General features: G+C 45.5%; 13 protein-coding genes. 4 read left to right on the forward strand and 9 right to left on the reverse strand.

Annotation, left to right across the window (positions count from 1 at the left end; translation table 11 throughout):
* Positions 1-45: 45 nt before the first annotated feature.
* The gene (argS, locus tag DTQ70_RS20220) at positions 46-1,824 is read right to left on the reverse strand and encodes an arginine--tRNA ligase (RefSeq protein WP_122934493.1); all 1,779 of its coding nucleotides are present in this window, start codon (positions 1,822-1,824) and stop codon (positions 46-48) included.
* Positions 1,825-1,971: 147 nt separating this feature from the next.
* Here argS and DTQ70_RS20225 point away from each other — a divergent pair, with 147 nt between their 5' ends.
* On the forward strand, positions 1,972-3,501 hold the full coding sequence (locus tag DTQ70_RS20225) for a hypothetical protein (protein ID WP_122932490.1): 1,530 nt from the start codon (positions 1,972-1,974) through the stop codon (positions 3,499-3,501).
* Here DTQ70_RS20225 and DTQ70_RS20230 read toward each other — a convergent pair.
* The 3 genes from DTQ70_RS20230 to DTQ70_RS20240 all read right to left on the reverse strand — a co-directional run bounded on the left by DTQ70_RS20230 (position 3,498) and on the right by DTQ70_RS20240 (position 6,270).
* Positions 3,498-4,505 (reverse strand): DNA cytosine methyltransferase, encoded by a 1,008-nt coding sequence (locus DTQ70_RS20230; protein ID WP_122932491.1) that lies wholly within the window; start codon positions 4,503-4,505, stop codon positions 3,498-3,500. The genes DTQ70_RS20225 and DTQ70_RS20230 overlap by 4 nt on opposite strands.
* A 7-nt stretch (positions 4,506-4,512) precedes the next feature.
* Positions 4,513-4,959 (reverse strand): DMT family transporter, encoded by a 447-nt coding sequence (locus tag DTQ70_RS20235; protein WP_122932492.1) that lies wholly within the window; start codon positions 4,957-4,959, stop codon positions 4,513-4,515.
* Positions 4,960-5,022: 63 nt separating this feature from the next.
* Complete coding sequence (locus DTQ70_RS20240) at positions 5,023-6,270, reverse strand: ABC transporter permease (RefSeq protein WP_122932493.1); 1,248 nt, start codon at positions 6,268-6,270, stop codon at positions 5,023-5,025.
* 199 nt (positions 6,271-6,469) lie between these two features.
* Here DTQ70_RS20240 and DTQ70_RS20245 point away from each other — a divergent pair, with 199 nt between their 5' ends.
* From DTQ70_RS20245 to DTQ70_RS20255, 3 genes are all read left to right on the forward strand, one after another.
* The gene (locus DTQ70_RS20245) at positions 6,470-7,264 is read left to right on the forward strand and encodes a PASTA domain-containing protein (RefSeq protein ID WP_122932494.1); all 795 of its coding nucleotides are present in this window, start codon (positions 6,470-6,472) and stop codon (positions 7,262-7,264) included.
* Positions 7,265-7,334: 70 nt separating this feature from the next.
* A complete protein-coding gene (locus DTQ70_RS20250; protein WP_164490130.1) occupies positions 7,335-9,164 on the forward strand; it encodes a T9SS type A sorting domain-containing protein in 1,830 nt (609 codons plus the stop codon).
* Between the two features lie 13 nt (positions 9,165-9,177).
* Positions 9,178-9,474 carry a rhodanese-like domain-containing protein gene (locus tag DTQ70_RS20255; protein WP_122932496.1) on the forward strand — a complete coding sequence of 99 codons (297 nt, stop codon included), beginning with the start codon at positions 9,178-9,180 and terminating at the stop codon, positions 9,472-9,474.
* A gap of 54 nt (positions 9,475-9,528) precedes the next feature.
* On the opposite strand, the gene frr is transcribed toward DTQ70_RS20255, so the two are convergent.
* From frr to DTQ70_RS20280, 5 genes are read right to left on the reverse strand one after another with little or no spacing between them, the layout of a single operon-like run.
* Positions 9,529-10,089: a ribosome recycling factor gene (gene frr, locus DTQ70_RS20260; RefSeq protein WP_122932497.1), complete on the reverse strand. Its 561-nt coding sequence runs from the start codon at positions 10,087-10,089 to the stop codon at positions 9,529-9,531.
* 41 nt (positions 10,090-10,130) lie between these two features.
* Positions 10,131-10,850 (reverse strand): UMP kinase, encoded by a 720-nt coding sequence (pyrH, locus tag DTQ70_RS20265; RefSeq protein WP_122932498.1) that lies wholly within the window; start codon positions 10,848-10,850, stop codon positions 10,131-10,133.
* Between the two features lie 16 nt (positions 10,851-10,866).
* Complete coding sequence (locus tag DTQ70_RS20270) at positions 10,867-11,367, reverse strand: acetyl-CoA carboxylase biotin carboxyl carrier protein subunit (RefSeq protein WP_122932499.1); 501 nt, start codon at positions 11,365-11,367, stop codon at positions 10,867-10,869.
* Between the two features lie 36 nt (positions 11,368-11,403).
* The gene (locus tag DTQ70_RS20275; protein ID WP_122932500.1) at positions 11,404-12,306 is read right to left on the reverse strand and encodes a DMT family transporter; all 903 of its coding nucleotides are present in this window, start codon (positions 12,304-12,306) and stop codon (positions 11,404-11,406) included.
* A gap of 48 nt (positions 12,307-12,354) precedes the next feature.
* Complete coding sequence (locus DTQ70_RS20280; RefSeq protein ID WP_122932501.1) at positions 12,355-13,641, reverse strand: S9 family peptidase; 1,287 nt, start codon at positions 13,639-13,641, stop codon at positions 12,355-12,357.
* Positions 13,642-13,788 lie beyond the last annotated feature (147 nt).

The following is a 13,788-nucleotide window of genomic DNA, read 5'->3' on the forward strand; positions in this document are numbered from 1 at the left end:
AAAGCACATACGGCCTTGCGGTTTTGAGAGACATTCGACATTCTCCTACATTCTATCGGGTACTTCAATGCCCAAAAGCTCCATTGCTTTACGAATCGAATCAGCAATGGCTTGGGTCAGTAGCAAGCGCACGTGTTGTGCCGCCGCGTTTGGCTCTTGTAAAATCGAAACTTCAGCGTAAAACGTATTATATACCTTCGCCAATTCGTACGCATACTGCGAAATCAACGCGGGTGAGTAGTTACGACCCGCATCCGCTACGCGGTCAGGGAATTGCGTAAGGGCAAAAATCACTTCTTGTTCAGAAGCCGTTAGCGCTACCGTCGAGGCAGGTTTGTTCCAGTCAATGCCTAACTGCACCGCTTTGCGCAACACCGAACGCGTACGGGCGTGGGTGTATTGAATAAACGGCCCCGTATGTCCGTGCAACTCCACCGATTCGGCAGGGTTGAACAACATCCGTTTTTGCGGATCTACTTTCAACAAATAATACTTCAACGCCCCCAACCCAAGCATCGAGAACAGCTTTTGCTTTTCGGCCTCCGTAAAATCGTCGATTTTGCCTTTGGCGTTGCCTTCTTCGGCAGCGGCGGCGGTTACTTCTGCTACGAGTTCGTCGGCGTCCACCACCGTTCCTTCCCGCGACTTCATTTTTCCTGATGGCAAGTCCACCATTCCATAACTCAAGTGATAACAACCTTCGGCGTAAGTGCGACCGAGGCGTTTGAGAATGGCAAAAAGCACTTGGAAGTGATAATCCTGCTCATTTCCAACGACCCAAATCGACTTATTGGTAGAAAAATCGGTAAACTTCAAATCCGTTGTGCCTAAGTCTTGGGTAATGTACACCGAGGTACCATCGCCGCGCAGCACTAGCTTTTCGTCTAGCCCCTCTTCGGTCAAATCAATCCATACTGAATTATCGGGCTTTTTGAAAAACACACCTTTGGCCAAACCTTCTTCTACGGCATCTTTCCCGAGCAAGTACGTATTTGACTCGTAGTAGGTTTTGTCAAAACTCACCCCAATTTTCTGATACGTATCGTTAAAGCCCGCATACACCCACTCGTTCATGGTTTTCCAAAGCGTAACGGTGACCTCATCGCCCTGCTCCCATTTACGGAGCAATTCTTGGGCTTCGAGCATCCACGGCGCTTTTTTCTCGGCTTCTTCTTTGGTCATTCCCTCCGCTACAAGGGTTTGGATTTGCTGTTTGTATTCTTTGTCAAACAACACGTAATATTTTCCAATCAAGTGATCACCTTTCATTTCCGCCGACTCAGGCGTTTCGCCGTTACCCAGTTTGGCATAGGCCAGCATCGACTTACAAATGTGAATCCCACGGTCGTTGACAAGGCAAGTTTTGATAACGTCGTAGCCGTTGGCTTTCAAAATACGGGCGACCGAATCCCCCAAAAAGTTATTCCGTAAGTGCCCCAAGTGCAGCGGTTTGTTGGTATTAGGCGAAGAAAACTCCACCATCACCGACTGTCCATTGGGAGCGGCAAAGCCAAAGTTTTCGTCGAGAGCCAAGGCATTAAGGGCGCCCACCCAGGCTGATTCGTCAATACTAAGGTTCAAAAACCCTTGTACAACGTTGAAGTTGCTCACTACTCCCGACTTTTCCAACACGTATGCCCCGAGCGCATTCCCGATTTCGACGGGAGGCTTGCGGAGGCTTTTGGTGTACGGGAACGTTACGAATGTATAAAAACCTTCAAAATCTTTTTTGGTAGGTTGAAGTGCGATTGTTGACTCTTCAACATTATAAATCTCCTTTAATGCACTTTGGAGAGAAGTTTTGATAATGGCTTCGATTTGCATAAGACGTGGTTCGTTGGTCTGCCTTCTAGTGTTAGTTGGCAACTTAAATAAGCCGCAAAAGTACGGCAAATTCGACAAGCAAATACTTGTATTCCCAAAAATTGGTTCTATTTTCGTATCATTCTCCACATTTAGCTTTGCCATGAAATGAAAAATAAGGTAGTTACCCTCCTATTATTGGTCATCAGTTGGCTAACACTCCCTGCATCGGCGCAGTTGGAACAGTCAGTGCGTTTAGAATTTAAAGTAAACCAAAGCCTCGAAGAATACTTCGACGTCACTCCTTTGGACGAAGATGGGCTGCTGGTAACCCAGCGTAAAGAAGAATATTTTAAAAAAGAAAAATGGACTTTCTACCGATTCGACAACTTACTCAAACAGCGGTGGATGTCAGAATTTACGTTAGAAGACCAGCTTCACCCGATTAAGTCATACCACAATCAGCACTTTTTGTATTGGTTGCTTCAAGAAACCGATACCGACAAGGTAATGGTACTGCGTCTTGACCTTCAAAATGGCGAAACCGAAACCTTCAAAGGAGATTTGCACACCCGCGCCGACATTGTTCACTTCAAAGTGCTTGGTAATGTGGCTTTTATTGGTGGTTACCACAACAGCCGCCCCATGGTAATGGCTTTTTCATTTTTTGACAAAAGTGTGAAAGCACTGCCGTTTTTGTACACCACCAATACCGAAATCAGCAACCTCGAACTTGACGAACAGCAAAATCAGCTTCATGTGTTGCTTTACACAACCAAACGCGGCGATTGCCATTTTTCCATCAAAACTTACTCGTACGAAGGCAAACTCGTCAAAACCACCGCCATGCCTTTTGAAAATGATAACGGACTGATTACGGGAAAAATCTTACCACTCGACGAATCGTCGTCGCTTATTGTTGGCAATTATGCCCAAGGTTGTACACAATATTCGCAAGGATTGTATTTTTCTAGAATCAAAGATGCCGAACCAGAAGGTTTTCAGTGGGTTGATTTTTCTAAACTAGAAAACTTCTTTAACTACCTCAAACCCAAGCGCAAACAACGTGTAGTCGAAAAAATTTCTAAACAGAAAGAAGAAGGAAAAGAGCCCAAGTTCCGTTACCGAATGCTGGTACACGACATCATTAAAAATGGGGAGGAATTTATCCTAGTCGCCGAAGTTTACTATCCTGTTTATAAAAGTGGGAATATGTATTATGGCGGGGGGCGGTCAAATATTCACCGCGAATATGATGCTTTTCGATACACCCACGCCATCGTTTGTGGGTTCGATAAATCAGGAAAGCTGCTCTGGGACAACTGCTTTGCCCTCGAAAACGTCGAGAATATTGAGCTTTTGCCAATGGTACAAGTCACCCGACGCGATGGGCTGCTGGTCTTGGCCTATCCCAAAGAAGAAAAAATTCATACGGAGGTCATCGAGCGCAGTCGCGTAGTACGAGAAAAAGAAATCCACGAACTAAAAACCGCCGTTGAAGGTGAAAAAATTGTTGACAGTGAGCAAGGCGTATTAGCAGCTTGGTACGACCGTTTTTTTGTGGCGTACGGATACCAGAAAGTGGGCGGAGAAAAGTGGGCAAGCGGTTCTCGCGACGTTTTTTATGTTAACAAACTCTCATACGACCCCAACGCTCCCCGCCCCGACGCCAAAGAAGAAGCTAAAAAAGAGAATTAACGTAACCTCAGCTTTTCCAGCACTTTTTCGGCCGTTGCCTGAATGGCAGGGATAGCTACTGAGTTGCCAAACTGTTTATAAGCCGAAATATCGGCCACTACAATTTGGAAATCTTCAGGGAAACCCTGTAAACGTGCCCATTCGCGCGGAGTCATTTTTCGGATTCCCTCCCGATTTATTTCGCTTTTGATGCGCGTTTGGGGCGTAAAATCTGTGAGCCGATGATCATGCACGAGGTTTCGTTCACGCCCCATGCCACCCACCACGATGGCATTGGCCACGCCCTCGTCTGAGATAATTTCGTAACCAAAACCGTTCCCTTTGCTCTCGTGGCGTTTTCTATGGTTAATCAACGTTTGTAAATACTGAGTCGATAAGTAATATTTTGCCGAAACAGGCTGTGGCTCTTTTACGTCTCCAAACACGGCTGCTGAGTTGGTAGGCGCGGGATAACCAAACGAATCCACGCCCAAATCACCACGAAATCCCACAATAAAAATACGTTCCCGATTTTGAGGCACGCCAAAATCACGCGCATTGATTACGCGAGGTTCGGGCACAAAATAGCCTAAGTCATCGCGCAGTGTCGTAAGAATTGTGGCCAGGGTCTTTCCTTTGTCGTGCGTTCGTAACCCTTTGACATTTTCTAAAAAAAACGCTTTTGGTCGTTTTCGTTGAATGACATCGGCTACGTCAAAAAACAACGTTCCTCGCGTATCTTCAAAACCACCTCGCCGCCCCGCAATCGAAAATGCCTGACACGGAAACCCCGCACACAACACATCAAAGCCGTCGGGAATATGCGCTTTGGTCGCTTCGAGCGTGATGTCGCCGTAGGGACATTCGCCAAAATTAGCCTCGTACGTTTTTTGGGCTTGTACATCCCATTCACTACTAAATACACAGCGTCCACCCAAGCTTTGTAGGGCAATACGAAAACCACCAATTCCCGCAAATAAGTCGATAAAAGTAAACCAAGGTGTTTCGGAAGCATCCAGTCGCATAAAAAAGTTAATTTTTGAGCACCAGCCACACGCCGCCCATGATCAGCGCAATGCCCAGTACTCGCCACGCATTGATGGGATGCACCGCAAAGCCCACCCACCCAAAGTGGTCTATAAGTACACCTGCCACCAGCTGCCCCGCAATAATCAGGCACAGCAAATTGGCAGGACCAATGTCTTTGACAATAAAAATAACCGTGAGTACATAAAACGCCCCGCAAGCCCCTCCTAGCCATTTCCACCAAGCAATACTGCGTAGGGTATCCCACGAGGGCATGGGGGCTTTGTTGAACAAAGCATAGCAAACCAGCAAGCCAACCAGCCCCGTCACAAACGAGATGATGGATGAAAGAATGGGGTTTTGAGTCGCCAACCGAAGCTGAGAGTTCACTCCCGACTGAAAGGTGTTGGTCACGCCAATCAAAAAAGCTAAAAGCAGAAAAAAGTAATACATGGGAAGCTGTCGTTGAATCTCACGTACAAACTTCCCAAAAATATGTTGGAATAAAAAGCGCGGCTATTTTGAACGGATGGCCTCTACGGGGTCCATTCGAGCAGCTCCAAGGGCAGGAACGATGCCTGCTACTACCCCAATGATGCTCGACACACTGAGCCCGAGAATGATATTTTGGGGGGAAAGAATAATATCCAAACTTCCTAACGAAATGAAAGACAGCAAATACACCAGTCCAATGCCCACCAAACCACCAATTAAGCTCAAGAAAATGGCTTCAAACAAAAATTGGAACAAGATAAAATAGTTCTTTGCGCCCAATGATTTCTGAATCCCGATGAGGTTGGTACGTTCTTTGACCGATACAAACATGATATTGGCGATGCCAAAACCACCTACCAAAATCGAGAAGCTACCAATGACCCATCCAGCAATGGTAATCACCCCAAATACCCCCGATACAGCTTTGGTTGCTGCTTCGGGGCGGTTGATGGAAAAATTGGTAGTTTGGGTAGGTTTAAGCCCTCTTTTGGTACGCAACAATCCTATAATCTCCGCTTCTAGCTCCACTTGCCCTTCATCTTCAGGTTTTCCTTTCACCACAATATCGACGCTGTTTTCAACCCGATTTTGAAACGACTTGGCAAAGGTCAAATACGGCAACAACACCTTGGTATCGGGATTACCCGCAATATCGAACAGGCTTTTTCCTTTTTTCTTCTGAACCCCCACAATCATGTACTTTAAACCCTTGATTTTAAAGCTTTTTCCCGTCGGGTCAGGGTCACTTGGGAAGAGATTTTCGGCGATTTCTGCCCCGATAATGGCCACACTGCGCCCTGCATCCACTTCTTGTGGGGTAAAGTAGCGGCCTTTTTCTACAGTTACTTCCGAAACTTTGTTGTATTCGTACGACACCCCTTGAAGAAGCGCATCCATGCTATTATTGCCATTTTTTGCCGTCAATCCCCCTTTAAAATCCATCACAACGGTAGCTTCTGCTCCTTCGATACGTTCGGCCAAAAATTTAAAATCGCTGTAGGAAGTTTCTGGCCATTGAAAATATTTCCACCACTGGTATTCGCCCCCAAAACCCCAAGGCCATTTTTGGACATAAAGTACGTCGGTACCGATTTCGGCCAAGCTCTGACGGATATTTTTTTCCAACGAATCAACGATGGTAAATACGCCCACAATCGCAAAAATCCCTACGGTTACTCCCAACAAAGAAAGGGTAGTACGAAGAATATTTGAGCGAAGTGCTTGCCAAGCAAAACGCAAACTCTCAAAGGTTTGTCGAAAAAACTTCATGGCCGCTAATAGTTAAGTTGTTACGGAATTTTCGGTACAGAAAACAAAATTCGATTTATGACGCTTTTTTCGCAAACATTTTACACAAGTGGCAATCCCGTAGTTTAATTGGTGACGATAAAAGTGGCGTTGGATGTAGTACCAATTCAGAAATTTAGATTTTCTTTGCAGGAAACTCATAGTTAGCACAGTCTATTGTATGAAAATCAGTACCAATTCGCGCACAGACCTTTATGTACATATTGCTCTGGTAGTAGCTCTGGTTGTGGCATTATTTTTGGGGTTCTTTTTCGTGTATTTACCTTTTACAACCAATCACGGACAAAGTATCACGGTGCCTGACCTCAAAGGCATGACCTTAGACCAAATTGAAGACTATCTCGATGAGCGTAATCTTCGGTATGAAGTGGCCGATTGTACGTTTGTCGTTGGGCAGAAGCCGCTCAGTGTCATCCGACAACATCCCAAAGCAGGAATGCGGGTAAAAGAAGGGCGGAAGTTGTATTTGTACATTACGACCCTCAATGCGCCTAATGTAAAAATGTCGCAGCTAGTGGATCGCACCAAAAACAGCGCCATCGCCGAGCTAAAACGTCTTGGGTTAATGTTAGGTCGTATCAATTACATACCTGACCCCGCCCACGATGCTGTGCTAGAACAATTGTACAACGGCAAGCCCATTTTGCCAGGAACATTGATTCCGCAGGGTTCTAAAATAGATCTTAACCTAGGAGATGGCATCGGGAATACTGAATTTGATGTTCCTGACGTTGTAGGTAAAACACTCGAAGATGCCCTTTTTGTCTTAAAAGGCTCCAACTTAGGAAAACCACTTATTCAATACGTGGATGACCCAAGTCAACCGCCTGGGACTGTCGTACGACAAAACCCTGAGGCGGGAGCAGGCAACAAAATCCACGTCGGCGATATCATCGACTTGTGGGTAGTCGGGTCGCCAGATACGCAACAGCAACCACAGAATGAACAACTTTAGAAGTAACGTAACAGTGCAGAAAGGTAGCCATCGCGGCAAGTCATTTATTACGAGAGATAGGGTATTAAACATGTCCCTATCTCTTCTCTTTTTCATTGGGATGCTCCCAACCGTAGCCGCTCAGTGGGTCGTCGTACCAGTTGGGTCGTCGGTTTCTACAAGCCCCCAAAAAGCAGCGCGTACCCAAGCGCTTACATTGCCTTTTTTTGACGATTTTTCATTATCAACCAATGGCCACCCTGACCCTACTTTGTGGCAAAACGGTGGCACCTATGTAAACAACACCTTGACAATAGGGCAGCCTACTCTCAATGTCGTTACCTTCGATGGCGCAGACGCCACAGGTCGCCCTTATAACTTGACGAGCCCCTTCGCGCAAGGCTATGGTGATACGCTTACTTCTCAGCCCATTGATTTATCTTCGATTAAAGATACATCTACTTATTTAAGTTTTTATGCACAGTTGCGCGGCCTAGGCGAACTTCCAGACTCGACCGATTTTCTTCATTTGTATTTTCTAAATCAGCAAGGCGAATGGAAAAATGTGTGGAAAAAAGAAGGAGGAAAGCCTAACAATAATTTTAACTACACCAAACTAGCCCTTCAGGCTGAATACCTACATTCCAACTTCCAGTTTCGCTTTATTTCTTACGGCCGTCTATCGGGGCAGTTTGACATGTGGCACTTGGATTATGTTTATCTCAACAACAATCGTCAGCTCCCTGATCAATTCATCAAAGACGTTGCGTATCGGCTTCCCGTCAATTCATTCTTAAAGCGCTATACAGCCATGCCAATCAAACAATACTTGGCCCGCTCCATTGCCGAAACCACAGACTCCCTAAAGAGCGACCTCAATAACCTCTTTAATAGTTTTAACCCAATTACCGTTTCATATACAGTTCGAGATATTGCCAACAATCGTTTGTACATAGATTTTACCCAATCGCCCGAAAACATTTCTTCATTGTCTCAAAGACCCGTTATTTTTAAGCCTACACCCATCTCTTTCTCGGATACCCTTAAAAGAGTGGTCTTGAAAACACAGTTTAAAGTACTGACAACGGACAACCAAAACTCGTCCATTCCAGGCATTGACTTACGCCGCAATGATAGTATTTCGAGCATAACAGAGCTTTCTGATTACTATGCCTACGACGATGGCAGTGCCGAAAGTGCGGTTTATTTCAACCGTTCGTTGGGGCGTACTGCGGTTCGGTTTACGGTCAATACCCCTGATAACCTTTCGGGAGTTCGTATGAATATCGTACCAATTGTAAAAGATGTTTCGGGACAATCCATCACAATTCAAGTGTGGAGCAGTGAAAGTGGGCGTCCTAAAAGTATTTTGTACCAAAAAGCCTATAAAGTATCATATCCTGCCCACTTTAATGAGTTCATTGAATTCCCGTTCGATTATGGCGTGGCCGTGCGTGATACATTTTACGTTGGCTGGCTTCAAATTGGGCAAGATGGCATTCCCGTTGGCCTCGACCGCAACAATGCTAACGAGGACAAAATATTTATCAATTCTGGACAAGAGTGGGTTCCTTATACGAGTTTCAAAAACGACGCGAGTTTGGCCTATTTTCAAGGAAGTCTGATGCTACGCCCTGTGTTAGGAACCGTAAAATCATCTGACCCATTAACCTCTGTCGAACCCACCGAAGAAGCCGAATGGGAGGTATATCCGAACCCTACGCGAGGCAGTGTAAGTTGGAATTCGGGGGATGTAAAATACATTGAAGTATATCAACTCAACGGTACACGATTGCGTTCTCAGCCTGTTCAGCCCGCCGAGCGCAGCATTGATTTGACACCGTTAGGCGATGGAATTTATTTTTTACGGCTTTCCAACGAAAAGAAAACTGTCGTGAAGAAAATTTTGTTGAGCAAATAAATTAAGAACAACGATGGATATTACAGTAGAAGAACTAAAACAACGCATCGAAAGCGGCGAAGAAATCAACCTCATTGATGTCCGCGAAGATTACGAATACGAAGCCGATAACATTGGAGGCTTGTTGATTCCATTGGGAGACCTTCCGCATCGCCTCTCAGAAATCGACCACCTCAAGGAGCAAGAGGTATTGGTACACTGCCGCTCAGGCAAGCGTAGCGAAACCGCCCAACGTTTTATGCAAAGCCAAGGCTTTACGAATGTTCGTAACGTCATTGGTGGCATTCTTGCTTACAACGAACTTGACTAAGCTTGGCTTTATGCCATAACAAAAACGGGGAGCTTTACACTCCCCGTTTTTGTTTTATACCGACATTACGTCTTGTTCTTTTGCGGTGTAAATCGTTTCAATTTTAGCGACAAAACTATCCGTTAGTTTTTGTACGCGTTCTTCGGCACGTTTTACTTCGTCCTCCGAAACCCCTTCTTTGGTTAGTTTGCGGAGTTCGTTATTCGTACTTTGGCGAATATTCCGAACGTTCACTTTTGCCGTTTCGATTTCTTGTTTTACTCGCTTCATCAAATCACGGCGGCGTTCTTCAGTGAGCATTGGAATACTCAAACGGATGTTTTCACCATCGTTGTTGGGCGACAACCCGAGCGAGCTATTACGAATCGCTTTTTCAATTTCTCCAATTATCTTTTTCTCGAAAGGCTTTATCGCAATCGTACGTGCGTCGGGGGTGGTTATCGAAGCTACGTTTTGGATAGGCGACATCACTCCGTAGTATTCTACTTGGATTCCGTCTAGCATGTTAGGGGAAGCTTTCCCCGCACGAATTTTCGACAACTCAATCGTCAAGTGCTTGATGGCTCTGTCCATCGTATCTTTCGCATCGTCGAGATACAATTCGATTTCTTCCATTGGTTGATTTACGTTATTCTATTGATAATTATGCTCTAAAGTTAATTCGACACCAGCGTCCCGACCGAATCACCATTGACCAATCTCAAGAGGTTGCCTGGCTTATTCATGTCAAAAACAATGATTGGCAAGTTGTTTTCTTTGCAAAGGGCAAAAGCCGTCAAATCCATGATTTTTAGGTTTTCTGTCAAGGCTTGATCGTACGTAATTTTTTCGTAACGCGTCGCTGTTGGATCTTTTTCAGGATCTGCCGTGTAAATACCATCCACGCGCGTTCCTTTCAACACCGCATCGGCATTAATTTCGATGGCGCGAAGCGCCCCTGCTGAGTCAGTTGTAAAGTAAGGGTTTCCAGTACCTGCTCCAAAAATCACTACCCGACCTTTTTCTAGGTGGCGTACCGCCCGACGGCGAATCATGGGCTCGGCGACCTGTTCCATTTTAATGGCCGACATCAAACGGGTGTACATGCCGTGTTTTTCGAGCGAACTCTGAATCGCCATGCTGTTGATGACGGTTGCAAGCATCCCCATGTAATCTCCTTGGACGCGGTCAATGCCCGATTTTTCGACCGAGGCACCGCGAAAAATGTTTCCTCCCCCAATCACAATCGCTACTTGCACTCCCGCATCTACGACCGTTTTGACCTCCTGAGCAAACTGCTGCAGAATGTCAAAATCTATAACTTGTTTTTTGTCGGGGCCACTTAGCGCTTCACCACTGAGCTTTAGGAGAATACGTTTGTATCTAGGTTGTTGCATAATATATGAAATCGGTTTATTCAAATTCTATAAGTACTTGGTTCTTGTCAACACTATCGCCTTTGTTGACCTTAATGCTTTTTACCACGCCATCGCCCGACGATTTGAGGGCGTTCTCCATTTTCATCGCCACCAATACCAACACTACATCGCCCGCTTTTACGACATCGCCTACTTGCACTTTGATGTCCCAAATTAATCCTGGCATCGGCGCTTTGATATTGTTCACTTTGTTTTTGGCGCTGCTATTCATTCCCATTTGTTCCAGCAACAGGTCAAAACGGTCTTTGGCAGCTACGTTATAAATGGTTTCGTTTACCTTCAATTTGAAACTCTTATCGGCGTAGTTGGCTTCAACTACTTCGGCATTAAACGAGCGGTCGTCTTTAATAATGTGAAAATGACCGTTGTCTAAGGCTACCAAATCCCACGCAAACGGTTGTCCGTTGAGTGTCGTAGTTTCATTTTTTGTTTCTACTTCAAAAGCTTGTTGTTCGTTGATGATTACTTTTAACATGGTACTAGGTAGTTTATAAATTGAGAGATTGAATGCCTACGACTCTACCGCCGAAGGTTTCGCTCGGCGATTTACTAAATAAATACCCGTTAAAATGACCCCCATTCCGAGGTATTGCTGAAAGCTAATACGCTCGCCATCCATAATTCCCCAACCAATTGCCACAATCGGAATCAAGTACGTCACCGACGATGCAAATAACCCAGACGCCAACTGAACCACCCGATTAAACAGCACCGACGCCAACCCTGACCCTACCACTCCCAACGCCAACAAATAGAGCGAAGGTTGGAGATTTTCGGGAGTTGTTACTTTGGCAAAAAAATCAGTGGTAAACAGCGCAATTAGTGAAATAGGACCGATGAACACAAACGTCCAAGCCGTCATGGTCAAGGCTGGTAAGTGGCTCAGTCGAAACGCAATGGTATTGATATTAATGCCATACATCAGCGTAGCACTCAAAATCAGGAACGCGTAAGGGTCAGCCACGTTAATAGTCCCCGTCAGATTTGACAAAATCAGTAACAAAGACCCCAATAGCCCCAAGATAATACCCGCAATTTGCATAGGGCGGCGCGGTTGGGCAAAAAATACGACGCCTAACACCAGCGTACAAAGTGGGCTCAACGAATTGAGCATCCCCGACAACGAGCTATTGAGGCGCGTACCTGCTTTGGCAAACAAAAAAGCAGGAATCACGTAGCCCATCAAAGCCGATACCAATATAAATGGGAAACGGTCGAGCGGAATTTGGTTACGGGTTTTGAGCATAATGGGCACAAAAAAAAGCGAAGCCAAAAACAATCGCCCCGCTGCCACTTCCGTAACGCTAAATGTGCCTAAGCTCTTTTTAATTAAAATGAAGGACGTCCCCCACGTAAGGGCTACCAGAATCAGTAAAATCCACGCTTGCAAAGGATTTTTAGAAGAATCGTCCACGACAAACTGAGCTTATTTTGATATTTTTATTTTGCAAAAATAGTGGGTTTATTGGATTTTAATGTGCTTGTCGATAAAGTTCATGTATTGTTCCCAGTCATAAAGCAAAATATCGTGCCCTCCGTCGCGTAAATGATAACCGATTGACTGCCCTACAGACGTATTTACCGCAGGCATTTCGGAGGTACCTAAACCCGTTTTTTTGTACAATTGATACACTTTTCCTGCTTCCACGGCGCTCAAGAACTCCCCTTTCGGGTCGGCCCACGTATCCTTGGAAGCACTTGCCACGTAAAGCGGTCGGGGAGCAATCAATGACAATAACTCGTGCTGATCGACGGGCAGTTGCGCCACAGCTTTGTTATATTTTTTGTAGTTGGCACAAAACCAATGGGGAAATTGCGTGTTAAGGTGCTCGACGGTTTCGCCAATCCATCGGCGAGCCAATGCCGCCCCTCCTTCACCCGAATCGTTGGAAATCACCACCGCAAAACGCGGGTCTTCCGCTCCCGCCCAGAGCGTTGCTTTTCCGATGCGCGAATGTCCAACGCCGATGATTTTTTTGGCGTCAATCTGACCTTCGTGCTCAATCAAGTAATCGACCATGCGGCTCATGCTCCACGCCCATACGCCAAGAGCGCTCCATTTTTCGCGCTGCTCAGGGGTCAGCACGGAGCGTATTCCCGTTTTCCAGCCTTCGGCGTGGTCAGGTTCAAGGTCACCGTAATAGGCCGTCGCGACGGCGTATCCACGGGCAACAATCGCTTCGTAAGGCCAACGTCGTTCGGCAATTCCCCGTGAGGTTTCGGTGGCTCGGTTGTTGACAAAGCTTTTATCAAAACCTGAATTTACCCAGTTTTCCGTCACCAGCACCTCTTTTTCGTGGGTAGTACTGTGGTTTCCAGTAAAATTGAGACTCACAAACGCGGGGGCTTTCTTTGCATTTTTGGGCAAATACAACAAAATATTCAGCGCCGCAGTAGGCGAAATCGTTGGAAAACGTAGGGTAATTTGTTTGGAAATAGCTTTTCCGCCCAACGCATTTTCGTTGACGGTTTTGACCTCCACCGTACTTTTGATAGTACTCGGAAAAGGATTTACGCCATAGACTTCTTCGGCAAACAGCTTGCGTAATTCGGGACGACGTGTTTTTTCCCATACCGAAACGGACGTCACGGGTTTTCCATTGGAAAGCACCAATGGGTTGGGCAACGTATAAGCTGGCATTTGGCTTTCGTCATAGTTGACGGGGATTTTTTGCGCAACTGCCGTAAAAACAGTACATACACTTGCTAAAACCCATAAGACACCTCTATAATTAGGCAAAAATAGCATGATACTAATCGTTTATAACTTTATGATACGTTTGTTGAGTTTATTCTAAAACACATAGAGCACAATAGAATTAACACATAGGAAATAGAGACAACGGCTTTGTTTGAAGTGATAGATTACTTTATCTCAAAGGCATTTGTTGTACCG

The sequence above is a fragment of the Runella sp. SP2 genome (assembly GCF_003711225.1).
Classification (GTDB): Bacteria; Bacteroidota; Bacteroidia; order Cytophagales; family Spirosomataceae; genus Runella.

Bases quoted from the DNA above. Each gene is read 5' to 3' on its own strand.
- DTQ70_RS20245 (WP_122932494.1), top strand. From the start codon at position 6,470: ATGAAAATCAGTACCAATTCGCGCACAGACCTTTATGTACATATTGCT.
- DTQ70_RS20225 (WP_122932490.1), top strand. From the start codon at position 1,972: ATGAAAAATAAGGTAGTTACCCTCCTATTATTGGTCATCAGTTGGCTA.
- DTQ70_RS20280 (WP_122932501.1), bottom strand. From the start codon at position 13,641: ATGCTATTTTTGCCTAATTATAGAGGTGTCTTATGGGTTTTAGCAAGT.
- pyrH (WP_122932498.1), bottom strand. From the start codon at position 10,850: ATGCAACAACCTAGATACAAACGTATTCTCCTAAAGCTCAGTGGTGAA.
- frr (WP_122932497.1), bottom strand. From the start codon at position 10,089: ATGGAAGAAATCGAATTGTATCTCGACGATGCGAAAGATACGATGGAC.
- DTQ70_RS20250 (WP_164490130.1), top strand. From the start codon at position 7,335: ATGTCCCTATCTCTTCTCTTTTTCATTGGGATGCTCCCAACCGTAGCC.
- DTQ70_RS20255 (WP_122932496.1), top strand. From the start codon at position 9,178: ATGGATATTACAGTAGAAGAACTAAAACAACGCATCGAAAGCGGCGAA.
- DTQ70_RS20230 (WP_122932491.1), bottom strand. From the start codon at position 4,505: ATGCGACTGGATGCTTCCGAAACACCTTGGTTTACTTTTATCGACTTA.
- DTQ70_RS20240 (WP_122932493.1), bottom strand. From the start codon at position 6,270: ATGAAGTTTTTTCGACAAACCTTTGAGAGTTTGCGTTTTGCTTGGCAA.
- DTQ70_RS20270 (WP_122932499.1), bottom strand. From the start codon at position 11,367: ATGTTAAAAGTAATCATCAACGAACAACAAGCTTTTGAAGTAGAAACA.
- DTQ70_RS20235 (WP_122932492.1), bottom strand. From the start codon at position 4,959: ATGTATTACTTTTTTCTGCTTTTAGCTTTTTTGATTGGCGTGACCAAC.
- argS (WP_122934493.1), bottom strand. From the start codon at position 1,824: ATGCAAATCGAAGCCATTATCAAAACTTCTCTCCAAAGTGCATTAAAG.